Source organism: Bradyrhizobium sp. USDA 4504 (assembly GCF_054063995.1).
Genome location: NZ_JBSSGV010000001.1, coordinates 3,616,020 through 3,641,109, shown reverse-complemented (window position 1 = coordinate 3,641,109; position 25,090 = coordinate 3,616,020). Strand labels below are relative to the sequence as shown.

At 62.4% G+C, this 25,090-nt stretch carries 18 protein-coding genes; 8 read left to right on the top strand and 10 right to left on the bottom strand.

Annotation, left to right across the window (positions count from 1 at the left end; genetic code table 11):
• Positions 1 to 46: 46 nt before the first annotated feature.
• Positions 47 to 925, bottom strand: coding sequence for a hypothetical protein (locus tag ACVMB1_RS16900; RefSeq protein ID WP_057019602.1), 879 nt, complete (start codon positions 923 to 925; stop codon positions 47 to 49).
• Between the two features lie 129 nt (positions 926 to 1,054).
• Here ACVMB1_RS16900 and ACVMB1_RS16895 point away from each other — a divergent pair, with 129 nt between their 5' ends.
• On the top strand, positions 1,055 to 1,684 hold the full coding sequence (locus tag ACVMB1_RS16895; protein ID WP_057019601.1) for a hypothetical protein: 630 nt from the start codon (positions 1,055 to 1,057) through the stop codon (positions 1,682 to 1,684).
• Positions 1,685 to 1,740: 56 nt separating this feature from the next.
• Here ACVMB1_RS16895 and ACVMB1_RS16890 read toward each other — a convergent pair whose 3' ends face one another.
• From ACVMB1_RS16890 to ACVMB1_RS16850, 9 genes are all read right to left on the bottom strand, one after another.
• Entirely contained in the window at positions 1,741 to 3,327 is a 1,587-nt protein-coding gene (locus tag ACVMB1_RS16890) for a class I SAM-dependent methyltransferase (RefSeq protein ID WP_076831722.1), read from the bottom strand.
• A gap of 5 nt (positions 3,328 to 3,332) precedes the next feature.
• A complete protein-coding gene (gene tssH, locus ACVMB1_RS16885; protein ID WP_253623751.1) occupies positions 3,333 to 5,969 on the bottom strand; it encodes a type VI secretion system ATPase TssH in 2,637 nt (878 codons plus the stop codon).
• A 97-nt stretch (positions 5,970 to 6,066) separates the two neighbouring features.
• The gene (tssG, locus tag ACVMB1_RS16880) at positions 6,067 to 7,131 is read right to left on the bottom strand and encodes a type VI secretion system baseplate subunit TssG (protein WP_057019599.1); all 1,065 of its coding nucleotides are present in this window, start codon (positions 7,129 to 7,131) and stop codon (positions 6,067 to 6,069) included.
• On the bottom strand, positions 7,095 to 9,062 hold the full coding sequence (gene tssF, locus ACVMB1_RS16875) for a type VI secretion system baseplate subunit TssF (protein ID WP_141339670.1): 1,968 nt from the start codon (positions 9,060 to 9,062) through the stop codon (positions 7,095 to 7,097). Before tssF ends, tssG begins: the two co-directional genes overlap by 37 nt.
• Before the next feature lies 1 nt (position 9,063).
• Positions 9,064 to 9,612, bottom strand: a complete 549-nt coding sequence (gene tssE / locus ACVMB1_RS16870; protein ID WP_028339373.1) for a type VI secretion system baseplate subunit TssE — start codon at positions 9,610 to 9,612, stop codon at positions 9,064 to 9,066.
• 68 nt (positions 9,613 to 9,680) lie between these two features.
• Positions 9,681 to 10,166: an Hcp family type VI secretion system effector gene (locus ACVMB1_RS16865; RefSeq protein ID WP_016843423.1), complete on the bottom strand. Its 486-nt coding sequence runs from the start codon at positions 10,164 to 10,166 to the stop codon at positions 9,681 to 9,683.
• Between the two features lie 52 nt (positions 10,167 to 10,218).
• Positions 10,219 to 11,721 carry a type VI secretion system contractile sheath large subunit gene (tssC, locus tag ACVMB1_RS16860; RefSeq protein WP_057019596.1) on the bottom strand — a complete coding sequence of 501 codons (1,503 nt, stop codon included), beginning with the start codon at positions 11,719 to 11,721 and terminating at the stop codon, positions 10,219 to 10,221.
• Positions 11,722 to 11,738: 17 nt separating this feature from the next.
• Complete coding sequence (tssB, locus tag ACVMB1_RS16855) at positions 11,739 to 12,266, bottom strand: type VI secretion system contractile sheath small subunit (protein ID WP_057019595.1); 528 nt, start codon at positions 12,264 to 12,266, stop codon at positions 11,739 to 11,741.
• A gap of 129 nt (positions 12,267 to 12,395) precedes the next feature.
• Positions 12,396 to 13,709 carry a type VI secretion system protein TssA gene (locus tag ACVMB1_RS16850; RefSeq protein ID WP_253623752.1) on the bottom strand — a complete coding sequence of 438 codons (1,314 nt, stop codon included), beginning with the start codon at positions 13,707 to 13,709 and terminating at the stop codon, positions 12,396 to 12,398.
• A gap of 349 nt (positions 13,710 to 14,058) precedes the next feature.
• Between ACVMB1_RS16850 and ACVMB1_RS16845 the strand changes: the two genes are divergently transcribed.
• The 7 genes from ACVMB1_RS16845 (at position 14,059) to tagF (ending at position 25,089) form a co-directional block, all read left to right on the top strand.
• The gene (locus ACVMB1_RS16845; RefSeq protein WP_076831482.1) at positions 14,059 to 15,927 is read left to right on the top strand and encodes a type VI secretion system Vgr family protein; all 1,869 of its coding nucleotides are present in this window, start codon (positions 14,059 to 14,061) and stop codon (positions 15,925 to 15,927) included.
• A gap of 5 nt (positions 15,928 to 15,932) precedes the next feature.
• Positions 15,933 to 16,496, top strand: a complete 564-nt coding sequence (locus ACVMB1_RS16840) for a DUF6931 family protein (protein ID WP_076831479.1) — start codon at positions 15,933 to 15,935, stop codon at positions 16,494 to 16,496.
• Between the two features lie 12 nt (positions 16,497 to 16,508).
• Entirely contained in the window at positions 16,509 to 17,885 is a 1,377-nt protein-coding gene (gene tagH, locus ACVMB1_RS16835; protein WP_076831477.1) for a type VI secretion system-associated FHA domain protein TagH, read from the top strand.
• 48 nt (positions 17,886 to 17,933) lie between these two features.
• The gene (tssK, locus tag ACVMB1_RS16830; protein WP_076831474.1) at positions 17,934 to 19,271 is read left to right on the top strand and encodes a type VI secretion system baseplate subunit TssK; all 1,338 of its coding nucleotides are present in this window, start codon (positions 17,934 to 17,936) and stop codon (positions 19,269 to 19,271) included.
• Positions 19,272 to 19,558: 287 nt separating this feature from the next.
• Complete coding sequence (gene tssL, locus ACVMB1_RS16825) at positions 19,559 to 20,794, top strand: type VI secretion system protein TssL, long form (protein WP_256520333.1); 1,236 nt, start codon at positions 19,559 to 19,561, stop codon at positions 20,792 to 20,794.
• Positions 20,795 to 20,839: 45 nt separating this feature from the next.
• Positions 20,840 to 24,391: a type VI secretion system membrane subunit TssM gene (tssM, locus tag ACVMB1_RS16820; RefSeq protein ID WP_076831469.1), complete on the top strand. Its 3,552-nt coding sequence runs from the start codon at positions 20,840 to 20,842 to the stop codon at positions 24,389 to 24,391.
• Entirely contained in the window at positions 24,388 to 25,089 is a 702-nt protein-coding gene (gene tagF, locus ACVMB1_RS16815) for a type VI secretion system-associated protein TagF (protein WP_057019588.1), read from the top strand. Before tssM ends, tagF begins: the two co-directional genes overlap by 4 nt.
• Position 25,090 lies beyond the last annotated feature (1 nt).

The following is a 25,090-nucleotide window of genomic DNA, read 5'->3' as shown; positions in this document are numbered from 1 at the left end:
CGCAGGCCAGAAGTCTGCCGCACCCTCGATCGCAGACATGCGATCGTCAGCGCGCGCCTTTCGGCTTGGAGCCAAGCAGATCATGCGTTCCACTGACGCTTAACGTTCCCGAGCACTCGAATCCTCCGAAAATGCCGCAGGAGCCGGTGACGGTGACGCGCAAGTCCTTGCGTTGATACAGGTCGACCGAAACGCCAAATCGCGAAAAATCGTTGGCGCTGTTCGGCAGGATCAGGTCGATGTGATCGATCGCCCAGCGCGGCAGGTGAGGATTGCTCTTCCAGAACAGTTCATTGACGGCGTGGTGGCCGAAATTCGGTCCGACCGTGAGGGCGCCGTCTGCGCCCTCAAACACGAAGCCGGTCTCGTCGATGTGAACATTGACCCGGTCCGGCGCTACCGCGAAATGCAGCGACGTGATGTCCTGCGGCTGCGGGTCCTTGCCGAACTGCGCGCTATAGTCGTCGCTCCATTGCCCTCGGCCGCGCCCGAGCCCGAAGCCGTGCCGGCCCGGAAGGTCTCGCGTCGAGAGCGGCCGGTCGGATAGTTTTGGGCGCCAGATCTCCCGGAATCCCTTGCCGATTGTGGCTGCCATCGACAGATCGAGGGCCCAATGCGACGGCTTCTCCGGGCTTTTGCCTTCGGCGAAGGCGTCGAATCCGTCCGATGTCTTGGCAATGCGCAGCGTCTTGATCAGGTCTTCCCAGTCCTTGGGCAGGAACGTGACGCCGTCGAGCGTGCTCGTCGCGGCCGCGACGCCATACTTCTCCAATTGGCGTCGGATATAGGCCTTCTCGTCATAGAGGCGGACATTGGGATTCGGCCCCGCGAAATATTTCGACAGATCGATCTGCGGCCGGAGCATGGTCAGCCGCGCCGCGATCTTGCGGTAAGTGTCGGTCGTGGTCGGGTCGGTGGTCGTCACGGGGCTGCCCTCCGAGTGAAAGCCAGTCCCCGATTTGTCTGATCCGGCCGGGGCCGGGTTCAACTGAACCTCCTAACCGGAAACGCCGACCACCATTCGTGGAGCAGTGTCAACAGCAAGGACGATCCGATGTCACTTCGGAGCAGGGTGCTAGACGTACTCAATGGCCCGGCGGTCGCACGCATTCGCTTCCGGTTTCCGATCCGTGGCAGCCACGTGACGATTGCACCGCAAACGTTCCATCACGTCGCTCGCGCGATCCGGTTGGGACAGGTCAGCGTCAGAGTTCCGACGGACCTCGCGGCAAATGTTGCGGCACAATATAACGACGTCGCGCGGACCCGGGCGGACGGTACGGTCGTCGCGGCGAATACGCTGGAGGTCGTGTCGGCGACGGGGCGAATGGACGAAGCCTATATCGTCCACGAGGCCTTGCATGCGGCTTACGATCTGCTGCGTACCGGCCTTGACGGCAATGCGGAGGAGGCGTCCGCCTATGTCTGTACCGCGCTCTACTGCCGCATGACGGGCCTGCCGCGACCCCGCTGGGCGAACGGCCCGATCTACGCCAATGCCGCGGAAGTCGCCCGAACGTTGCTGTCGCAATACCAGAAGGGTGATCCCGGCATTCCCTGGGTCGGCGAGCATGAATGGCGGATGCTGCGCGCCGGTGTCGGCCTTAGCGCGGTCTATGCCAGCGGACCCGGCGGCATTCTCACCGGGTGGCTGCTCGGCCAACAATACACCCACGACGGCTGATGGGACGTGGGGCGTCCGCTCCACAAAATGACGGGCCGGCTCCTTGCCGCCCGTCCTCAGGCCACCAGCAAACCCAGTTTGCCGACCGTCGCCAGCGAACGGTCAACGCTTTGTCGGGTTGACAGCAGCAACGGCTCGGCGGGCTGCCCGGCATCATCCAATTGCTTGACCTGGATGGTCGGTCCAAAGGTTTCAGTCATTTCGGCTGTGATTTGCTCGATCGTCCGGGAGCCGTCGAGCAGTTGCAGAAAGTGGCGCGTCCTGTCGTCCTCCAACTGCACGGTTTGGTGAAGCAGATTGGTGACCAGCGGGCCGCTCTGCGCCTGTCTGCGGGCGAGCAGACTCGCCTGCGGACAATCCGTGACTTCTTTCACGAGAAACGGCCGTGATTTCAGAAAGGAGACCTCGCCGCTGCAGGCCAGGATATAGAGCGCTTCCGTCAATATCCGTTGGTCATCGGCTGTTTGCCGGCCGTCCAGCAGCGTCCGGGCGCCATCGAGCAGTTCAGTGAACGAGAGTGCACGCGGCCAGGCCCGGCCGAGACAAAGATGTGCGGCCTTCAGGAGCGGATTGGTCACGGTGATTCGGCTGCCGTCCTGATTTTCAAATTCCATCTCGGAATCGTCGGTCAGGCAGGCGTCGGGGCGACGTGGGCTGGTGGTGCTCAGCAGATAGAAGGCGGTGATGAAGTCGAGATCGACCTTGCGGTCAAGGGAGATGCCTTCGTGGCAGAGCAACGTACGCCGAAACCCGTTGCCGTCGATGAAGTCCTGATACTGATCGCGCGCCATGAACTCGCTTTCGGGAAAGCGCTGCAGCGTGGCGCGGACCTCTTCGGTGTAGCCGGCAAGATAGCGTCGTGAGAAATCGGCGTCGCTCAGATATTGCAGCCCATGTCGGCCGGCGTCTTCGACGACTTCGTGCAGCAGGAACGCCGTCGCGCCAGAATCGAGATCGTCGTGAAAAAGCAACTCGTCCGGAGCCTTGAGCACGCGGTTGCACTGGTCGCGCATGACTGTACCGTGCACCGAGCTGGACTTCGATCCTTCGCTGAGAAATTTCACGATGGCGCGAGCTTGTCCCACTTTCTCCTTCATCCCGGTGATGCGCCGGGTGTGGTAGCGCATCATGTCGCGGACCATGTCGCGAAGATGCGAGAACGGGTGCGCGTTGTAACTGACGTAGCAGAGCCCCTGTGGCGCCAGATTCCGTTTGAAGATGGACATCATCTTCTCGCGCACGATCGGTGGTACCCATGAATACACGCCATGGGCGATGATGTAGTCGAACTGTCCGAAGGCAGCGTCGACATCCATGATGTCGCAATGCAGAAGCCTGATGTTGCCCAAGCCCAACGCGGCGATGTTCCGCTGTCCGCGTTCGATCGTAACGCCGCTCAGGTCGATACCGATGAACTCGCTGTCCGGATATTGAAAAGCCATCGGCAACAGATTGCCGCCAACGCCGCAGCCGAGCTCCAGGACCCGGCAGCGCTCGACCGGAGCCGGCTGCATGCCGTAGACCGTAGCGAGCGTTGCCAGATGGTTCGGGTGCGTGAGCCCGTAGACATGCCCGGGATAATACACCTCATCGTATGGTGTGGTGCCGGTGGTCGGCTGGCGGTGCTCGGTCTGGATGTTCATCGCAGTCAGTTCCACGAATATGCAAACTTGTCGTTCACGATCGAGACGCGCGTCTGCTTGACCTCCTCCTTGGCGAGAGACTTGCTCAGGAATTCGCGCGACAGTTCGGGCAGCAACGTGTTGGTGATGATGTTGTCGATCATCCGCCCGCCGGAGTCCGGATCGTTGCAGCGGGATACGATGTGCTCGACGACTGCATCGTCGTAGCCGAAGACAGCCTTGTGATTATCGCGGAGGCGCTGTCCGATCCGGTCGAGCTGCAATCTGACGATGCCGGCAAGCATCTCGTCCGAAAGCGGAAAGTAGGGGATCGAGACGATGCGCCCAAGCAACGCGGCAGGGAACACCTTCAGCAATTCCGGCCGCAGCAGCCTGGCGAGTTCTTCCGGCTCGTTGCGATACTTCGGATCGCGCGCCAGGCTCATGATGAGATCGGTGCCGACGTTCGTGGTCAGAATGATCAATGTGTTCTTGAAATCGATTCGCCGACCGTTGCCGTCCTCCATGACTCCCTTGTCGAACACCTGGAAGAAGATCTCATGGACGTCGGGATGGGCCTTCTCCACCTCGTCGAGCAGGATAACGCTGTAGGGCTTGCGCCGGACCGCTTCGGTGAGCCGGCCGCCTTCACCATAGCCGACGTAACCCGGAGGTGCGCCCTTCAAGGTCGAGACCGTATGGGCCTCCTGGAACTCCGACATGTTGATCGTGATCATGTTCTGCTCGCCGCCATAAAGGGTTTCGGCAAGCGCGAGGGCGGTTTCTGTCTTGCCCACGCCGGACGGTCCGGCCAGCATGAAAACGCCGATCGGCTTGGACGGGTTGTCCAACTTGGCGCGGCTGGTCTCGATTCGTTTCGCAATCATCGTCAGCCCGTGGGACTGGCCGAGCACGCGGCGATTGAGAATTTCGGGTAGCTTCAGGACGGTTTCGATCTCGTCGCGCATCATTCTGCCGGTCGGGATACCGGTCCAGTCGGACACGACAGAGGCGACCGACTGCTGGTCGACATGGGCATAGATCATCCGCTTTTCCGGATTGATGCCTTCCAGTGTCTCGAACTTGCCGCGCAACTCGACGCGCTTCGTCGCTCGATCTTCGTCGCCGTTCTCGGAGAGGATTTCGCGAATGCTGCGGATGTCCTTGACGAGCTCCTGTTCCTTGGCCCAGTCGGCCTCCAGGCCGGACAGCTTGGCCTTCAGCGTCGCTATGTCGCCGTCGATTGTGGTGATGCGCTCGCTGTTCTCGTCCCCGAGATCGCCGTCGCTGACCAGCGCTGATCGTTCGGCCTCGCGGGCCGCGATCGCGACGCGAGCGTCCTCGATCAGGGCCGGCGTCGCGCTTTGACTGATGGCTACCCGTGCTGAAGCTGTGTCCAGCAGGCTGACCGCCTTGTCCGGCAGCTGTCGGGACGGAATGTAGCGATGCGACAGGTTGACCGCGGTCACGATCGCGGCGTCCGAAATGCGAACGCCGTGGTGCTTCTCCATCGGGCCCAGGAGACCGCGCAGCATGATGCAACAGGTCTCTACATCCGGCTCATCGACCTGGATCGGCTGAAAGCGCCGTGTGAGTGCGGGGTCCTTTTCGATGTACTGGCGATACTCTGCCCAGGTGGTGGCGGCGATGGTCCGCAGCGTGCCGCGGGCGAGGGGAGGCTTGAGGAGATTGGCCGCGTCGCCGGTGCCGGCGGCGCCACCGGCCCCGATCAGCGTGTGCGCTTCGTCGATGAACAGGATAATCGGGGTAGGCGAGTTCTGTACCTCGTCGATCACCGAGCGCAGGCGCTGCTCGAACTCGCCCTTCATCGAGGCACCGGCCTGCATCAGGCCGATATCCAGCGCGCAGAGCCTGACGTTGCGCAGCGGCGGCGGCACCTCGCCGGCGGCAATGCGCTGGGCAAATCCCTCGACCACGGCGGTCTTGCCGACGCCGGCCTCGCCGGTGAGGATCGGATTGTTTTGCCTCCGGCGCATCAGCACGTCGATCAATTGGCGGATTTCGTCGTCTCGACCGAGGATCGGGTCCATCTGGCCCGATCTGGCCTTGGCGGTCAGATCCTGGGAGAACCGGTCGAGCGGCGTCGTCCCCTTGGGATTCGCCCGGTCCGTACCGTCAGTACCGGCACCGGCCAACCCGGAGCCGTCCATCGGACGCATGGTCTCCTCCTCGGAGCCTGCCCAGATGGCGCGGTGCTCCGCAGCCAATGCGTCGACATTTATCTTGGCGAATTCCTGCGAGATGTTGTTGAGCGCACGACGGATCTCGTTCGATTTCAATCCGGCGACCAGGAGATGTCCGGTGCGGATCTGGGTCTCGCCGAAGAACAGCGTGGCGTAGTGCCAGCCACGGTCGAGAATATCGATGACCGAATTGGCGACGCCCGGCATGTCGGTTTCGTTCTTGCGGAAACCGTTGATGACGCCTGCGAGGTCCGACAGCAGCCGCGCGCGGTCGAGCTTGTAGTGATCCACCGACAGGCTGAGGTCGGTCCGCTCCTGTTGCAGGATGTGAAACAGCCAGTGCGCAAGCTCCACGTTACGGTTGCTGACGCTCTTGGCGTGGCGCAGGGCCTGTATGAAGGCATCGTAGCCGGCCCGGTTCAGTTTGCCAGTCACGGCCTCAAGGCTGATATCGGTCACGATGGCGCCTCCTGCTCAATCCCCGGGCGATGCCGGGTCGTCGCGGAAATCGGCTCGAATTCCCATGATGTTAGGACAATCGGAGCGATGCTTAGGTTCAAATCGGCTGCTGATCAGTCGCAGCGTTGCGCCGGGCTCTGAGACGCTCGGCAAGGTGAAAGCGTGCATCGCGCCGATACTCCTCGGTCGAGGCCCAGTTCGGCGAAACCCAGCTGGTCCATCCAAGGCGTCCGCTCTGCCCGAGCTTCATCGCGACAACCGCTCCCGCCGGAATGGCAAGTTCCACCTCCCACTCGAGTTCGTCGCCGATGTAGAAGTAGACGGCGTCAGCCAGGGGCTCGGACAGGTTCGGCGCTTCGGTGGGCAGGAACTGCTCGTATTGAGCAAAATCCTTCACGAACACGCGAACCCTGATCTTGTCTTCGACGCTGAACACACGCGAGCCCAGGAGCGCGTCGTGACCAAGCTTGGCGTGCGTCCCGCCGAGCCGGCTGCAATGGCTTGGGTCGAATGGGAGCCACGTGCCGACGAACTCGTCGATCTCGACCCTGACATCGAACAGCCCTTGCAGCAGCCGCGCCAGTCGTGATGCGGATTTCGCTCTCGGTGAAACCAGCCCGGCGAAGCTCAGCTTCGCCATGTCAGGCACGGTATCCCGATTGGCAAAAATATCGGAGCCGAGGCCGGCGAAGGAGCCGACATAAGCGATGAAGCGGTCGTCGGATGGCCGATCATGCTGGGCGATCGGCCGTGCGTCTGCCCAGGCTCGAAAGAACAATTGCAGAAAGCGTCCGTTCAGCAGGTCGAGAAAACGGGGGAAAGCGTCGTCCCGCATCAACTGCCAGCCGACGCTCTCGTCGGTGGTGGCCAGCGGCAGCGCGCCCTGCGGTCCGAGCAGGCCGAGGAATTTGACCAGAATTTTGAGCCTGCCATCACGATCGTCGACCGAGCTCAGATTGGAGGCGGGAAATTCCAGATAGGGGGTTTGACCGAGGTCGACAAACTCCTCGCGACGCGCTGCACTGTCGCCGATCCGCGGTCGATCCGGATTGCATCGCTCGAGCTGGCGGAGCGTCTGAAAGAAATCGAACCGCCAGGGCTCGGCCTTCATCTGGTCGATCAGCGTCACAGCGGCCTCCGGGTGCCCATGCGGGCCGGCCAACGCATGATCTCGCCGCGCTCCGGGGTCGAGATGACGGTCTGGGTGAAGGTGTTGAAGCCTGAATAGTCGGCGAAGAAGCGTTCCAGCACGGCCCCGAGCAGGAACACGCCGCTGCCCTCGAATGCCTTCTCGTCGAGCGTGACCGTGATCTCCAGGCCGCGCGCTGCGCCACTGCCGGTACGCTCACGCACCCGCCGCACCACGGGCCTGCTCTCGACGCTGCGCACGCCACGAATCTTTCGTTCCGTCGCATCGTCGAACTGGTCGGCGAATAAGGACAGCATCTCGCGCAACGCCCCGGCGTTCTTGCCGCCGCTGCGTTCCACGAGGCCGAGATAGTTCAAACTCAGCATGTTGATGAGGCGCCAGCTGACGACGCCGCTATTGGCGATCTCGCTGCGGCTGCGCAACTGCGCCACCACCGGCTCGCGTGGCCGGGTGGGACCGGCGATGCACATCAGCTCGAGCGAGGTGTCGTCCAGCAGGCGAAAGTCGGCTCCGCCCTGGCCGACCGGCAGATGTTCCGTGAGATGCCGGTTGGAGCACAGAGCACGGACGCTCAGCTCGGCGGCGGATCCGTCGCCGCTCGGGTCGCCGGGCTCGAGCAGCGAGAGGAACATGTCCGTCCCGGTATAGTCCGAGGCCGCGCCATAGGTCTTCTCTTCGACGGTGCGTCGCCGCGGCAGCCGACGAACCGTGTAATAAAGTCCCTCGACCGATCCGGCCGTCCTGTCGACGGCGGCGGAGTACAGCGGACGAACGCGTCGCTTGTCCTTTTCCGCCGGAAAGTGCGCGTAAACCTCCAGCACCTGGTGCGGCTCATATTCGAGATAGCGGCTTCGGTCGGGCACCACGTGGTATTCGTAGGTATTCGACTTGATCGGGATGCGATCGCTGGTCTTTTCGAAAAGGTTGATCGCCGGAGCGGTGTAGAGACTGAACGTGTCCGCCCGGACCGAGGCGGCGAGCCGCGAGTTGTGCTCATTGAACGCGAAGACGATATCGATGGATTTGCTGCGTAACCGCGGCATCACAGCGCGAAGTTGCGTCAGATTGACGCCGAGGAACTTGCGCGGAAACACGAAATATTCCCGCAACAACTCCGACCCGCGAAAGACCCGGTTGTCGTTCGGAAACAGGGATTCGTTCTCGCTGAAGCCGACTTGCTGCACACAGTCGTTCGGAGCCCGGATGACGACCGGATCGCCGAAATCGTCGAGATAGCGAAAATAGAGCCCGACGCAGTTCGAGGTCAGTTGTTCGTAAAGTGCGATGGCGTCCGACTCGGCGCCGGTCAGATAGATGGGCAGTTCGCTGGTGCGGCAACCAGCGAACCAGGTCTCCGGCTTGTTGCGAGTCTCCGCGTCCGCCGGCTCCTCGTCGAGCCGCGCGGCGGTACGGTGTGTCAAGGAGACCCTGAGCCCGGCGATGACCTCTCCGCCGACTGGAATCCCGAGGGCCTGCAACGCGCCCGCGGTCGCAAAATATTCGGCGCCGGTGACGTCAAAGGGCCAAAGCACGATATCGCGGCAAAGCCGGAACCGGCAGGCGAGGCTGCGTTCCCTTTCACGATAGTTCGCGTCGAAATAGGCGCCCCGCGCAATCTTCTTGCCGTCGCGCAACGCCGGATCGGCGTAGGTCGGCTGAATCTTGACCAGCATGGCGGACGGAGTCGGCGCGAGATAATTCGGAACCAACTGCTCAAGCAGGTTCGCGGTGAATTCCGGAAACTCGTGCTTGAGCTTGAGCTGGACACGCGCGGCGAGAAATGCAGCGCCCTCCAGCAGGCCTGAGATCATCGGATCCGAGCGGTCGCGGACCAGACCGCCGAGGCGCTCGGCGATACCAGGATATTCCTCGGCAAAACCCTCCGCGTGCTCGTACAGCAGCGACAGTTCACGATTGTAGAAGTCGAGGAATTCGCGGTTCATGCTATAATCGGTTGATCTGTATATCGCCGCTGTCGAGGTCGACGTCTGCGACGAATTCCACGGGTACGTTGAGCGGTTCGCATTTCAGGTCGGAATGCACGACGAAGCGCAGCTTGAGCTGCTCGGCGCCCACGGAGGTGTCGCGCCGCACCCGGATGGACTTGCGATCGAGTCTCGGCTCGTAGGTCGTGAGCGACATGCGCAGGGCATCGCTGAGCTCCTCGTCGGTAACTTCGTCGATCGAGCGGTTTGCGATATCGGGGAAACCATAGTTCAGGATCGAGGTGCGGACGCAACCGCGACCGGTCAGGTCAAGCGTCGATTCGAGGGCAATGGTATTGAGGAGTGTTTCGACGTCCTGCGAAACCTCGCGCCTTAGCAGCGTCTCCGAGATCGGGAAACGACCAGCGCTGCGCCGTCCCGCTATCACTCGCTCACCGAACTGATCGCGCAGTTCGAGTGGTTTGCGGGCATCGCGCGCGTCATGCGCCGCACGAAAGGCCAGCATCAATGGCGGAGAGAGCCGGTCCTTCCTTGGCGTAACGGTCATTGACGGTCCCCGTACCTCCCGCGCCGGTTGCCGCTATTGGCAACCGGCGCCGGGCAGGAAGCCTGCGATCAGGCCCATTCCTTGTTGGCCGCAACGTCCCATCCGAACACCGGAGACGCGCCGGCGCCGCCTTTTTCGGTCTGGGTCTTGTAGGTCATTTTGACCTTCTGGAAGTTCAGGCTGACGTTTTCGGTGAGGCGATCCTCGCCGTGCGATCCGCCCGTCGAGACGCTGGAAACCAGAACGTGCTTCATCTCGATCTTGAGATATTCGAGCGGGTGTTCACCGGCCTTGCGTACCGTGAGGATGGCGCTGTCGATGTGCTTTCCATTGGCGCAGACCTTGAAAAGCTCGGGTGTCGCCTTGTCCACGAAGTGCGTGAAGTGGAGGTCTTGAACCGCGACCTTGCCGGCGCCGCCGCCCGACCCGCTGTGGAACGTGCCGCTTTGGCTCTCGCCGAACGACCAGCTCAAAATGTCGATTTCGTCCTTGTGTTTGTCGTCGAGCGACTCGCCCTTGATCGGATCGAGTTTCAAAAAGATGTCGACAGCCATAGCATAGCCCTTTCAAAATTCTCTGATGAGTGACGGTTGCAATAGCGCGGCGTCAGGAGCTCGGGCCTGGCAGGCGCGAAACGAGACTGAGACCGACGTCCATCGCTTCCAGTTGAAAGTGTGGACGGAGAAAGAAGCGCGCGTTGTAATATCCCGGGTTCTCCTCGTTTGCTATGACCTCAACCTTCGCAGCGGCCAGCGGCTTGCGCGCTTTCTGAGCTTCTGACGACAAGGCCGGATTGGCATCAACGTATTCGTTGATCCAGGTCTGCAGCCAGACCGTCAGCTCATCCTTTTCCTTCATGGATCCGATCTTGTCGCGAACCATGCACTTCAGATAATGCGCAAAGCGGGATACTGCGAACATGTAGGGCAGGCGTGACGACAGGTTGTCGGACGCGGTTGCATCCACGCCCTTGTCGCCGAAATACTTCTTCGGCTTATAGAGCGACTGGGCGCCGATGAAGGCGGCCTTGTCGGTGTTCTTGCGATGGATCAGCGGGATCAGTCCCGCCTTTGCAAGCTCGTGCTCGCGACGATCGCTGATGGCGATCTCGGTCGGGCATTTCAGGTCGACGCCACCGTCGTCGGTCGGGAACGTATGCGTCGGCAGGTTGATGACCTCGCCGCCGGACTGGACGCCGCGGATGCGCGTGCACCAGCCGAACTCCTTGAAGGCGCGGTTGATGTTGACCGCCATCGCATAGGCGGCGTTGATCCAGCCGTATTTGTCACCGGTGTGCCCGTCCGTCTCCTCTTCGAAGGCGAACTCTTCCACCGGCTCCGATTTGGCGCCGTAGGGGAGGCGGCCCAGTGCGCGCGGCATGCACAGACCGAGATAGCGCGAGTCGTCCTGATCGCGCAGTCCCTTCCATGCGGCGTATTCCGGCGTGTCGAACACCTTGCCGATGTCGCGAGGGTTGGACAGTTCGGTCCACGAGTCCATTCCCATCAGCGTAGGCTCGGCGCCGCTGAAGAAGGGGGCGTGCGCGGCGCCGGCGATCTTGCTGAGATCGCGGAGCAACTGCACGTCGGTGGGGAGGTGGCTGAAATAGTAGTCGCCGATCAGGCAGCCGAACGGCTCGCCGCCCAACTGGCCAAATTCGTACTCGTAGATCTGCTTGAACAGCGGGCTCTGGTCCCAGCGCGCATCGGGATAGAGCCGCAGGTTCCGATACAGCTCGTTCTTGGAGACGTTCATCACCCGGATCTTGAGGTTGGCGTCGGTCTCGGAGTTGAAGACGAGGTAGTGGAGGCCGCGCCAGGCACTTTCGATCGCCTGGAATTCGGGCGCGTGCAGGATCTCGTTCATCTGCGCGGTCAGCTTCTGATCGATCCGCGCGATCATCTCCTCGATGGTGTCGAGCACGTCCGACTTGATGACGCTCGTATCTTTCAGCGCTTCCTGAACGAGCGTGGACACCGCGTTCTCGACTTCGGTCGCCGCACGTTCGGTGCGCGGCTTGAAGCTTTGCTTCAGCAGGGCGGCGAACTCGTCAGCCTCGACGGTCCCGACCTTGGCGGTGGTCTCTTTGTGGATTGCTTCTTTTGCCATGGTCCCCATTCCTTCCCTTAGCTGTTGCTGTCGGATTCGGTGGACTGGCCGGTCGCGCGCTCGCGCAGTGCGGCCATCAATTGAGGATCGGCGAGGAGCTTCTTCAGCTGGTCCTCGGCACCCACCTTGCCATCCATGTAGCGCAGCAGGTTGGCGAGCTGTTCACGCGCTTCGAGCAGCTTGGCCGTCGCCGGCACCTGGCGGGCGACCGCCACCGGCGTGAAGTCGGATATCTTGTTGAAGCGCAGGTTGACGGAGATCTTTTCGTCGGACCCGTCGCTGAGACGGTTGGCGACGCGCGCCGTCACGCCGGGCTGGATCGCCGCCATGCGGTTGTCGAAATTGTCCATGTCGAACTCGAGGAACTTGCGCTCCTCGACCTTCGTCTTCTCGATGCCGGGGTTGTTGCCGGAAAGATCGGACAGGACGCCCATGACGAACGGCAGTTCGATCAGCCGCTCGGCGTCGTAGGGATCTTCGTAAGTGATGTGCACGCGCGGTGCGCGGTTTCGGCGAATGAATTTTTGACCGCTGTCGGTTGCCATTGGGTTGCCCTCTTCACAAAAAAAATATCTGCGGAAGCCGACTTGCGCGACGCAGGCAGGGAAGTGCCTCGGTCTTTCGTCGGCGGAGCTTCCTTCCGTTCAGTTAGTCCCCTCGAACGGAAGGCGGGTTCAATTCGATTTATCGATCGCCTTCAGAGCGCCCTCGGGCAGCACTTCGTTCAGCAGGCTGAGGAAGTCTCGCTGTGCGAGTTCGCGTGCGCGATCGACCAGGAACGGGATCGGGCTGGACGGCTCTGCGGCCCTGAAGAACGACGCGACCTTGCTCAGCAAGTCCAACGCCTGCGCTCTATTTTCGGCCGAAAAAACAGTATCTTGAGCCTCATTTTCGGCCGCGGATGGGAGCGAGGTGGCGAATTCCGCCATGCGCTCGATCGGCAGGTCGAAGACCTTGTCGCGACCGATATTGATGGCGGCGGTTTCCACGTGGGCCGGCATCAGCATTCGCATCACTTCGATAAACGATTTGCCAACCATGTCCTGTGCCTGCCGCACTAGCAACAGCGCCGGGCTCGACGGTTCCTTTCGAGCGAAATAGTCGGCAGCCGCCGCCAGTGCCGCGGATGCCTGTCCGGGTGAGGTCACTGCGCCGGCGATTTCGATCGGAAGCTGCGGGCCGTCTTGAGCAAGCTCGTCCGGGGACGGGGCAATTGCGGCCGGATCGCGTGCGGTGACCAGAGTCGCGAGCCAGCCGGCCATGCCATTCGCGACACCCGCCAGCCGGTCGAGACTGATGGGTTGCCCCGAGTTCAACTTTTCGTGCCAAACCGATTTGATGCCGGCGATCTCGGCAGCGACCGCGGAACAGCGGGCGCTCACCGCCTTGAGGGTGTCGAGATCGGTCTCGCCGACGATGCGCTCGATGGTTCCGAGATCTGGCGTGTCGACATCGGCATCGCCGGCGGGAATTTCGCCCTTGGCAATCTGATAGGCACGGTAGTTGAGGCTGCCGTGCCGTCGATTTTCGATCAGGGGGAGGAATTGGAGCGGGTTGATCACCGTTGGAAACACGTCGATCGCCTCGATGGTGACGGCACGAAAGGCATAGTCGCCGTCCTCGCCCCTCGGGTGAACCGCTTCCCATTGTTCGCGGAGCAGCAGGGTGGTTGCCCGCAGGCAGCCGAGGAAGCCGTCGAGATCGCGGTTCAGGATGGAAAACTTGGCGAGCAACATGGTCAGGCGCAGATCGCGGGTGCGAGCCAACAGGGGCTGCGCAGCGGCGAACTGGCCGGCAATATCGATGGCCTTCGGGTCGAAGCGTCCGCGCTCTCCATTCGCGTTGACGACCTCGAAATACGACATCGGCAGCAGCGATTCCGCAGCTGCGAAGAAGTTCAGGTACTGGACGTCGCCGGCCGCATCGAGGTCTGGCCCGCAGGGATCGTCCGGGGCGATGGGCTGGGTCAGGGATGCGACGTCGAGCATGCAAAGAGGATCCGTCTGCGAGGCCCTGGCCCCTCGACCAAGTCCATGACATCTGGCGGATCACGCGGGGGATCATGATCCGATTGACTGGTAGGTCAGATCAACGCCGGCCTCGGTTCATTCCCGCGATGGTGGCGGTTTCCCGTGAACCAGCAAGCGCTTGGAACCGACTACATGAGTGCCGCAGTGGCTTCCCCGGGCGGGTGCGTTGCCGCGTCAGGAGAGTGACACCGAGCGGACTTGTCGGCCATCCCACCGATGGACGGCTCGGATTTAGGTTGTTCGTGCTTGACCGCCTGCTGCGCCGATTGCGCAGCTCGCGCGGTCAACGAGGGAGTTTAACGCCCACATGGGCCAGCTTACCCAGGATACCCGCCTCTGCGAGCTCAAGACCCCCCTTGGCAAGGACGTTCTGGTTTTTGCCCGGTTCGAGGCCGCCGAAGGTCTGAGTGAACTGTTCGAATATCGCATCGAGTGTCTCAGCGAGGAAGCCGATCTCGATTTCGATCGGGCCATCGGCAAGCAGTGCACCCTCACCATCAAATTGCACGAGAAGGAACGCGAGTTCAGCGGCATTCTCACGGAAGCCCAATGGCTGGGGGTGAAGAACGACTATTTCAGTTACCGGATCGTGCTGAGGCCCTGGTTGTGGCTGCTGTCGCGGACCACCGATTGCCGGATTTTTCAGGACAAGAAGGCGCCCGACATCATCAAGGAGGTCTTCAACGAGCGCGGCTTCACGGATTATGAGTCCAAGCTTACCGAAGAGGGCTCATGTCCAAAGCTCGAATACTGCGTTCAATATCGCGAGACCGATCTGGATTTCGTGTGCCGGTTGATGGAGCAGCACGGGATCTACTACTTCTTCAAGCATGAAGGCGGCAAGCACACGCTGGTGCTGGCCGATTCCAAGTCCTCGCACAGTCCAATCAACGGTCTCGCGAAGATCCCCTACATCCCGCTTACCGGCTCCGATCGTCGCGGCGAGCAGCATATTTATGAATGGGCTTCCGAGCGTCGGTTCCGCACCGGGAAGATCGAGCTCAACGATTACAACTACCAGAAGCCCAACGCACAGATGATCAGCGACGCCAAGGGCTCCGAGCACTACACACGATCCGAGATGGAGTTCTACGACTATCCCGGCAAGTTCAAGGAAAAATCCGACGGCGAGCGATACGCGAAGATCCAGCTCCAGGCCGAGCAGGCGATGGATCGGCGCCGCCGGGGCAACGGCGACGCCGTCAATCTGTTTCCGGGCGGACTAACCAAGCTCGAGAAGCACTCGAAAGACTCGCAGAACGTCGAATATCTCGTGGTACGGGCAGCTCACTCGTTTTCCATCGAATCCTATCGCACTGGCGGCCCCGGCGACGCCGGGCAGCACGTCTACTTCGGCAGCTACGAATTTCTGCCGAGCGATCGGCCGTTTCGATCTCCCATGACGACGCCGAAGCCGAGGATCAACGGCATTCAGACAGCCAAGGTGGTGACCAAGGACGACAATTCGAGCGAGGAAATCGACGTCGAGTCGCTGGGCGAAATCTATGTTCGCTTTTTCTGGGATCGAAAGAAGAAGCGCTCGTGCCGGTTGCGCGTGGCGCAAGTCTGGTCCGGCAAGCGCTGGGGCGGTCAGATCATCCCGCGCGTCGGGCAGGAGGTGGTGGTGGAATTCCTGGAGGGGGATCCCGACCGGCCCCTGGTGATAGGGACCGTATACAACGATGAATACAAGCTGCCGTACGACCTGCCGTCCAAGAAGACGATCGCGGGTCTGAAATCCGACTCGACCAAGGGAGGAGGCGGCTACAACGAATGGAACTTCGAGGACAAGAAGGGGTCCGAGAAGATCACCCTGCACGCCGAGAAGGACTACGACGTCACGGTCCGCGACACCGAGACCAGGACCATCGGTGAGGCGGCGTTCGGCGGCGATACCCGCAAGACCACGCTCAAGAACGGCAACGACAAGCTTGATATCCAATTGGGCGGTCAGCACGTCAAGCTGGCGATGGATCAGTCCGTCGATGCGGGCCTGAGCATCACCCTTTCGGCCAACGTCAATATCACCCTGCAGGTTGGTCCAAGCCAGATCATCCTGTCTCCAGCCGGCATCGTCATCAACGCCCCAACCATCACCATGACCGCGCAGGCCGCCATGGCGCTCGCCGCCGGCGGCCCATTGGTTGCCCACGGCACGCCAACCATTGTCGGCTGACAGCCATGAATCAGGTTCGGTTCAGCACAGTTCGCGATCTCTTCGAAGCCTATCCGCTGGCGCGCTACGACGTCGGCAAAGCCGCTCCGGACAAACTGTCGTTGGATTTCCTGCAGGAGGCGGCCGATGCGGGCAACTGGCACCAGGCTGTATCCTTCTGCGCGTATCTGCTCCCCAGGCGCGTGGCCGTCGCCTGGGGCTGTCGCTCGTTGCGGCAGATGTTCGACCATTTCGACGGAAATGAAGGCAGGTCGCTCAGTTTTGCCGAGACCTGGGTCCGGCAACCGGACGAGCAATCGCGCAACAAGGCTTTGGCGGTCGGCAACGCCAACGATCCCGAGCAGCCGGCGACCTGGCTGGCGCTGGCGGCGGGTTGGTCTGGCGGAAGCGTGGTTCCCGCGGAATTTGCACCGGTCGAAGCCAAGCCGGACCAGACAGCGCGAGCGGTTCGCGCAGCCCTTTTGATCGGCCTCTGCCGGCTTACCCGTGAGTCCAGGGACCGGATAATGACGGCCTGCCTGGAGGATGGTATTCAATTGGCACGCGGCGAACCGCGCCCTCCACGCTGACGAGACGATGTGATGGTGCTTCGCTTTAACATCGAGAACGAGCCGAACCTTCCAGACGGCGGCCCTGTGTCATTTACCGTCACCGGAAGGCGTTCGGTCGACATTGGCCGGGACCGCCATCTCGACTGGACATTGCCCGACCCGGCACGGATGATTTCGGGGAAGCATTGCGAGGTCCATTATCGCGACGGCGGCTACTGGCTGCACGACGTCTCGACCAACGGCACCTTTCTCAATGGTGCCGACCAGCGTATGCGGGGAGCGCATCGGCTGCGCAACGGCGATCGGCTCGTCATCGGCCACTATGTCATTGGCGTTTCGCTGGACCTGGATGAGCCTGCCGAGGACACTCCGAGCCATGGTGCGCAGCAGCAAGCTCTGCTCGCTCAGCAGCACGCCGATTACCACGAACTGTGGGCTCCCGGTCGCGACGTGCCGCCGCCAATCGACCCGCAGCAGTTGCGAAAACCGCGCGAGGCCGCGCGGCCCATCAATCCGGAATTCCTGGACTGGGCGGCGAGCGTTCCCGCGGCGGGTGTGGATCCTGTCCGGTATTCGCCGCAGATGCCTCAACGCGAGCCGCCGCTGCACGACGACATGAGCTGGGCAGCCGGTCCGGTCGCCACGCCAAAACCGCCAGTCGACGTGGTGCACGCGATGCCGACGCCGCGCCGACCGTCGGTGTGGGCCGACGACGACGCGGCTGCCCCGCCACCGCCGGTGCCCTCACCGACAGGGCATGTGGGAGCGCCGCGGCCGCAACTGGCCGAGCCGGCACCGGCCACGGCGGCGTCGATCGGCAATCCCGAGTTTGCGCGCCTGGTCGCACGTGCTGCCGGGCTGCCGGACGGTTTCTTTGCCGACAAGACCGAAGCTGAACTCGCGGAACAGCTCGGCGTCATCCTGCGCATGACGGTGGAAAACTTGATGGCCCTGCTGCAGGCGCGCACCCAGGCCAAGCAGCTGACGCGCAGCACCAGCCAAACCACCATCCAGGCCATCGAGAACAATCCGCTGAAATTCTCGCCGACCGCAGAAGACGCGATGCGTATCCTGTTCGGGCCGCCGACGCGCAGTTACCTCGATGCGCCGCATGCCTTCGCCCAGGGCTTCAAGGACCTCAAATCCCATCAATTGAAGACCTATGCTGCAATGCAGCATGCCGTCCGGGGACTAATCGCCAGCATCGATCCGACGCTGATGGCGCGCGAGCTCGAGCTTCAGCGCGGTGCACGGTCCTTGTTCGGCTCGAACAAGAGCAAGCTCTGGGATGAATTCTTGACGCGCTGGAACGCGCATCTCGGTCGCGACGAGAGCGCGCCGATCGATACCTTCATGCTGCATTTCTCCGAATATTACGACCGCGCAGACAAGTCGGGGTCAAAGTGAACTGTCGGTGACGATGCAGTCGCCGATCATTGCCAAGTGGATGTAGGAATGTCTTGGTACAGCAAAGTTTTCTGGTCGGAGGGTCTGTTCCTGCGGCCGCATCATTTGCAGCAGAACGATCGCTATCTCGAGCATCTGCTGGAAAAGCGCGTTCGTTACACGACACCGTACCCCTGGGGCTTTGCCCAGCTCGAGATCGATAGCGATCTTACCCAGCAGAGCAAATTCGCCGTGCGCAGTGCGACCGGCGTCATGCCGGACGGAACGCCGTTCGACATTCCTGCCGACAGCCCGATCCCGGAAGCCATCGAAGTGCCGGATTCGGCCGCAGGCCAGATCGTCTGGCTGATGATGCCGGTCGCGGCTCCCAATACGCGGGAGGTGGATGAGGATCGCACCGACAGCGCAAGTCGCTACGTTCGGACTGCCGAAACGTTTATCGATTCAACCTCGGCGCTGCGCATCGAAGAAGAGATCGACGTTGTCTATCCACGCCTGTCGTTCGAACTGCGCAAGACGAGCAAGCCGGGATACATGGGTCTCGGCATCGCTCGCATCCTCGAAGTGCGCGACAAGAATATCCTGTTCGACGACAAGTTTGTGCCGCCGATGCTGGTCTGCGCCGCGCATCCGGTTGTCGATGGCTGGCTCAATCGAATCATCGGCTGGGTCGAGACCAAGCTCGACGAGCTTGCGCGCTACGCAGTCGATCCGTCGTCCGGCGGCGGTTTGCAGAGCGTCGACTATCTGGTGCTGCAGGTACTGAACCGGACCATTCCGGTGCTGACTCATTTCAAACGGTCCGGCAGCGTGCATCCCGAGCGGCTGTACGAGGAATTGCTGAGGTTTGCCGGTGAGCTTGCGACCTTCGCGACCACCGAACGACGCGCACGGGACTACCCGGCATACGATCACGACAACCTCGAATACGTCTTCACGCCCCTGGTCCGCGACATCCAGGATTTCCTGAGCGCGCGGCTGGGCAGGCGGGCGATTCGTCTGGAGATCATCGAACGCGCCCAGAACGCATTTGTATCGCCGATCCGCGATCGCGCGTTGTTCCGAAATGCGACCTTGGTGCTGGAGGTCGCCGCGCGGCGGCCTCTCGTGGAGATTCAGAATGAATTCCCGCACCTGTTCAAGGTCGGGCCCAACACAAAAATGACCGAGATCGTGCACGCAAACCTGCCGGGTTTGACCCTGGTGCATCTGCCGACGCCGCCACCGCACATCCGAGCCATCACAGACCACGTCTATTTCTATCTCGATCGCAAGTCGCCGCTGTGGCCCGAGTTCAGCACCGCGGCCTCGATCGGGATGCATTTTTCCGGCGACTGGCCGGAGCTTGAGTTGTACCTTTGGGCCATCCTGGAAGAGCGGCCATGACCGACAGGGACAAGCCGGTTAATCCTTTCGGTCGGGGTGAGCGGACCATCATCCGTCCGAACCCCGGCGGGAAGATGCCGCCGGCTCCGGCCCCTCAACCTCCAGCAGGCGAGGGACCTGCCAGCCGTCCGGCGTACTCGCCATCGCCCATGGCTTCGCCGGGTGGCCCTTCGCCACCGCCCTCGTTTTCTCCCACACCGCAGGGCGCAAGCTACGCCGCCCCGCCGACCAGCCAGCCCTCGGAGGAATGGATTTCGACACCGGCGCAGGCTCAGGCGCCGCAACCGATGCTGCCGCCCGGACCGCCGTTGCGTGTCGACGATCTGGTTGCGCCAAACGCCAATCCGGTGATGCGCGCCGGCGGCCCTTTGCTGCAGTTGCTCGGCCGGCTGCGCGTCGCGCTGATGCGGGCGTCATTCGCGAGCCTGATGGAGCAGGTCGCCGACGCCATCAAGTTCTTCGAAAAGGATATCCGCTCGGCGGGCATTTCCGAGCACCAGGCCAATACGGCAAAGTATATCCTGTGCGCGACCGCCGACGATATTGTGCAGCACATTCCGACCGACGACCGGCACGTCTGGGCCCAATACTCGATGCTCAGCCGGTTCTTCGGCGAGCGCGTGGGCGGCGTACGCTTCTTCGAGATTCTCGACCATTTGAAGACTGATCCGCTCGTCAACTATCCGGTGCTCGAGCTTCAGCACGCCTGCCTTGCGCTCGGATTCCAGGGAATCCACCGGACGTCGCCGGGCGGACTTGCGAACCTCCAGGTGATCCAGCGCAACCTCTATGAAACGCTGCGCCGGGTTCGGCCCAAGCCGACCAACGATCTGTCGCCGCACTGGCGCGGACAGGCCTTGGCCGGTCGGCGGAAGCACTTGCGCATTCCGGCTTGGCTGGTGGCGGCGGTGGTCGCTGCGCTGTTAACCGGATCCTATTTCGTTCTGCGAACGTTGCTGGCTGGCCGTGCGGAGAATGCTGCGCAAGTCGCGCTGGCACTGCATCCCGGCGATCCGATCGAGCTCAAGCGCCGCGTCGTTGCGCCGCCGCCACCACCGCCTCCGCCGCCACCGCCGGACCGCATCACCCAGCTGCAGCGCATTCGCAACGCGCTTGCACAGGAGAAGACGGCGTGCGCCATGACCGCGGATCAGACGGCGAGCTTCATCGTGATCAGGGTGTGCGATCTCGCACTGTTTGCCTCGGGCCAGGCAACCATCCTGGATGGTTTCAAGCCGATCGCGGCCCGCGTCGCGGCGACGCTCGACAACGAGCCGGGGCGAATCCGGGTGGTTGGCCATACCGACAACTCGCCGATCCGCACCGTGCGTTTCCCCTCGAATTTCGAATTGTCGGTCGAGCGCGCCAAGGCGGTTGCCGCCGCGCTGAAGCCCGGCTTGGCCGATGGTTCGCGCGTCGATGTCGACGGCAAGGGATCGGATTCACCAATTGCCAGCAATTCGACACCCGAGGGGCGTGCCAAAAACCGTCGGGTCGAAATCTTCATCGAACGTAGCGAATAGGCGGACGCCAGAAGCTCACGCGATAAGCGACAGGTACCGGTCAATATGCTCGCCAAGGACATTCTACGCATCGTTCTCTATGGAGTCGGGCTCAGCTCGCTTGGGGCGGTGATCTACCTTGCCGGTCCCTTCGTTGCTTTCGGCGACTGGCATCCGTTGGAAAATCACATCGTTCGCCAGATCGCGATCCTGCTGCTCGGCGCGGCGGCGGCAGGCATCACCGGCCTTCATTTCTTCAAGCGACGCAAGAATGCCAAAGAGATCGCCGACGGCGTCAGCGCTGCGGACCAGGCTGTCAGCGACGAGCCGGTGCTCAAGGAGCGCATGAAGGATGCGCTCGCAACGCTCAAGACCGCGAGCGGCAACAAGTCCGGATATCTCTACGATCTACCCTGGTACGTCATTATCGGTCCGCCAGGTGCGGGAAAGACCACTGCGCTGGTCAATTCGGGGCTCAAGTTTCCGCTCGCGCGCGGGGCGACGCCGGCGGCGATCGCCGGCGTCGGCGGGACTCGCTACTGCGATTGGTGGTTTACCGAGGAAGCGGTGCTGATCGATACCGCCGGTCGCTACACGACCCAGGATTCGAACAGCAAAGCCGACAAGGAAAGCTGGCTGTCGTTCCTGGACATCCTGAAAAAAAATCGGTCGCGCCAGCCGATCAACGGCGTTCTCGTCGCGATCAGTCTGGAGGACGTGCTGACGCTGCCGAAGCAGGAACTCGCGCTTCATGCCGATGCCATCAGGATGCGGCTCCTCGAACTGCATCAAAGGCTGAAAGTGAGCTTCCCGGTCTACGCGCTGTTCACCAAGGCCGATCTCGTTGCCGGTTTCACCGAATATTTCGCCTATCTCGGCGAGGCCGGCCGGCGCCAGGTCTGGGGGGCCACGTTCCAGACCGCCGACAAGACCCAGAATCTGGTGGGGCAGGTCCCGGTCGAGTTCGATCGCCTGCTGGAGCGTCTGAGCGAGGAAACGCTCGACCGTCTGCAGGACGAGCCGACGCCGCAGCACCGGGTGCAGTTGTTCGGCTTCCCGGCGCAGATGGCGCGGCTCAAGCCGCAGATACACGATTTCCTCAACCAGATTTTTGAGCCGACGCGGTATCACGTGAATGCCAATCTGCGTGGGTTCTATTTCACATCGGGCACCCAGCAGGGTACGCCGATCGATCAATTGATCGGATCGTTGGCGCGTACGTTCGGCGCGGAGGAAGTCGGTGCCGGATCGTACTCCGGAACCGGCAAGAGCTTTTTCCTTGCCGATTTGATTTCGAAGGTCATCATCGGCGAGGCCGACTGGGTCTCGACCGACCGCGCTGCGGTGCGCCGCGCCTTGATCCTCAAGACCGCGGCGCTGTCGCTGATAGGTTTGGTGGCGATCGGACTGGTCGGTGCGTGGCTGACCAGCTACAAGCGCAACTCCGATCTGATCGAGCAGAGCTTGCAGGCGGACAACGAGTATGCCGCCGCCGGGGCGCCGCTCATCAAGCAAACGCTGATCGCCGATCATGATCTCGACAAGGTGCTGCCGCTGCTCTATCGGCTGCGGAACGCCCCGGCCGGCTATGCCTCACGGAATGAGCCGGTCGCACTGTCGGCGCGCTACGGGCTCAGTCAGCACGCGCGCCTGTTGTCGCCCGCGAAGGCAGCCTATCACACCGCGCTTGAGCGCATGTTCAGGCCTCGCTTGCTGTACCGTTTGGAAGAGCAGCTCAATGCGCGCATCAACGAGCCTGCCTTCGTCTATGAGGCGCTGAAGGTCTACCTGATGCTCGGCGGCCTGCAATCCCCGGACCGCGAGCTCATCCGTTCCTGGATGCAGCGCGACTGGGCGGACAACCTCTATCCTGGCGCGACCAATGCGGAAGGGCGGCGTCTGCTCGACGAAAATCTCGTCGCCATGTTCGACCTCGAAACCGAGCAGCCGCCGCTGGTCGAGCTTGACGGACGGCTGATCAAGCAGGCCCAGAATTCATTGGCGCGCCTCAGCGTCTCGCAACGCGCCTACGAGTTCCTGAAGTCGGAGGCTCGAGGATCGACCGCCGGCGACTGGATCGCCAGCCGCCGAGGCGGTCCGGACGTGGCAGTTGTCTTCGAAACCACGACTGGGCAGCCCCTGGACAATGTGCGGGTGCCCGAGTTCTTCACCTACAACGGCTTCAATCAGAAGTTCATCGCTCGACTGCCCGGATTGTCGGAGCGCATGAAGCGGGAGCGGTGGGTGTTGGGTGACGCCGGCCAGCAATCGGCAATCGACCAGCAGTATGACAATCTGGCCGGCGATCTGCTCAGCATCTACTCCAATGAGTTCGTGACGACGTGGCGGACCGCGCTCGGCAGTCTGCGTCTGAAGAAATTGCTCGCCGACAAGCCGAAATACGAGGTGCTGAGGGCGCTTTCGGCGCCGACTTCGCCGATGCGGCAAATCCTGGAGTCGGTGCGCGACGAGACGATGCTGACCAAGGAACGCCCGAAGCCGGCGAGCGGCGGCACGCCGGCCGCGCCGCCCGTGGTGACCGCGCCGGCGCTGTTCAACAACGCCCAGGATGGTACGCCCGGTGCGGCGATCGAGTCGCAATTCAAACCCTACCATGCAGTGCTTGAAGGGGAGAGCACCCGCCGGCCGATCGACTCGACGATCGCAAACCTGAACGACATCGCGCAGAATCTGACGCTGATGGTCGAGAATCCGCAGCTGACGGCGCAAGCAACGGCGGGGCTTCAGACCCAGGTTGCGGCGCTGCGCAACAATGCCTCGCGTATGCCGCCACCATTTTCCGATATGCTGCGGGCGGCGGCCGCGGAGTTCGAAGGCAGCATCGCCGCCTCCACGGCCGGTCAGATCCTGCAGTCGTTGCGCGATCAGGTCACGCCGGTCTGTCAGCAGACGGTGACCAACCGCTACCCGTTCGTACGGAGCAGCGGTCAGGAAGTCCCGCTCGCGGACTTTGCCAAACTGTTCAGCCCGAACGGTGTCATGGACAAGTTCTTCACTCAGTTCCTGGCGCCTTATGCGGATACGTCGCGATCCGAATGGGTCTGGCGGAAGGAGAGCCCCGTCGGCCGATCGTTCTCGCCCGATACGCTAAAGCAGTTCCAGAACGCAGCCTATATCCGCGATGCCTTTTTCCAGACTGGCGGCGGTGTGCCGGCGGTGTCCTTTGCGATCCGGCCGCCGGCTGCGGCAGGACCCGGCATCACAGTAAAGACCGAGATCGGCGGCACGACGATCACGAGCGCAACCACACCAGGACCAGCCGCAACCCCCTCCATGTTTGGCGCGCCGCAACCCGCTCCTCCTCCGCCGCCGCCGCAGAGCAATTCACCGACGACGGTGCTCTGGCCCGGCCCATCGCCGCGGACGGCAATTTCGGTCAGCAACGAGACCGGCTCGCCATCCGTGCTTGAGCGCATCGGCCCCTGGTCATTGTTCCGAATGCTGGAGGCTGGCTCGCTGGTCGCCAAGGCGGAATCCGCCAGCGCAACGTTCATTGTTGCCGGACGCGAGCTCAACTATCAGATTTCGACCGGATCGTTGCGCAATCCGCTAAACCTGTCAGTGCTCCGCGAGTTTCGTTGCCCGACCGGAATATGACCATGCGATGCGGCTTATTCGGCAAGATCGGCGCGAAGCGTGATTTCATCGCGATCGCGACGCCGCGCAGCTTCCTCGAAGTCTGGGAGCCGTGGGTGCAGGCAGCCATCTCCGCGAGCCGCCATCAACTCGGCGCCGGCTGGCAGGAAGCATTCCTGACCGCGCCGATTTGGCGATTCTGGCTTGGCGCCGCGATCTGCGGCACCACCGTCGCAGGAGCGATCATGCCCTCGCTTGACGGCGTGGGGCGATACTATCCGTTGACGCTGCATGCGGTGCCGGATGGCGACGCCGCGCTGTCGCCGCCACACATCGATCCGCAGGACGAATGGTTTGTGCAAGTGGAGACGTTCCTGCTCTCGACCCTGGACCGGGCTGCGACGTTCGAGCAGATCTCCGATGCACTGGATCGTCTCGCGCTTCCGCGTCTGCGGACGCCGGGGACCGATCGACCGCCGGTCGTGTCGCTGAGCGATGCGACGCTGGGAATGGTTTCGACGGTCGACGGGTTTGCCGAGTCGTTCGGCACGCTCTGCGGCGCCAACCCTCAAGTCTATGCCGCGGCTAGTTTCTGGTGGACCGCCGGGGGCGAAGGGTTTTCGCCGGTCGCACTCTGTTGCCGCGGATTGCCGGATCCGTTTCGCTATTCCACATTGCTGACCGGCGACGTTGGCCGCGAAGTATCCGGGACGGGATGAC

Coding starts and splice junctions, on each gene's coding strand:
- ACVMB1_RS16895 (WP_057019601.1), top strand. CDS start 1,055: ATGTCACTTCGGAGCAGGGTGCTAGACGTACTCAATGGCCCGGCGGTC.
- ACVMB1_RS16890 (WP_076831722.1), bottom strand. CDS start 3,327: ATGAACATCCAGACCGAGCACCGCCAGCCGACCACCGGCACCACACCA.
- tssF (WP_141339670.1), bottom strand. CDS start 9,062: ATGAACCGCGAATTCCTCGACTTCTACAATCGTGAACTGTCGCTGCTG.
- tssE (WP_028339373.1), bottom strand. CDS start 9,612: ATGACCGTTACGCCAAGGAAGGACCGGCTCTCTCCGCCATTGATGCTG.
- ACVMB1_RS16865 (WP_016843423.1), bottom strand. CDS start 10,166: ATGGCTGTCGACATCTTTTTGAAACTCGATCCGATCAAGGGCGAGTCG.
- tssC (WP_057019596.1), bottom strand. CDS start 11,721: ATGGCAAAAGAAGCAATCCACAAAGAGACCACCGCCAAGGTCGGGACC.
- tssB (WP_057019595.1), bottom strand. CDS start 12,266: ATGGCAACCGACAGCGGTCAAAAATTCATTCGCCGAAACCGCGCACCG.
- ACVMB1_RS16850 (WP_253623752.1), bottom strand. CDS start 13,709: ATGCTCGACGTCGCATCCCTGACCCAGCCCATCGCCCCGGACGATCCC.
- ACVMB1_RS16845 (WP_076831482.1), top strand. CDS start 14,059: ATGGGCCAGCTTACCCAGGATACCCGCCTCTGCGAGCTCAAGACCCCC.
- ACVMB1_RS16840 (WP_076831479.1), top strand. CDS start 15,933: ATGAATCAGGTTCGGTTCAGCACAGTTCGCGATCTCTTCGAAGCCTAT.
- tagH (WP_076831477.1), top strand. CDS start 16,509: ATGGTGCTTCGCTTTAACATCGAGAACGAGCCGAACCTTCCAGACGGC.
- tssK (WP_076831474.1), top strand. CDS start 17,934: ATGTCTTGGTACAGCAAAGTTTTCTGGTCGGAGGGTCTGTTCCTGCGG.
- tssL (WP_256520333.1), top strand. CDS start 19,559: ATGCTGCCGCCCGGACCGCCGTTGCGTGTCGACGATCTGGTTGCGCCA.
- tssM (WP_076831469.1), top strand. CDS start 20,840: ATGCTCGCCAAGGACATTCTACGCATCGTTCTCTATGGAGTCGGGCTC.
- tagF (WP_057019588.1), top strand. CDS start 24,388: ATGACCATGCGATGCGGCTTATTCGGCAAGATCGGCGCGAAGCGTGAT.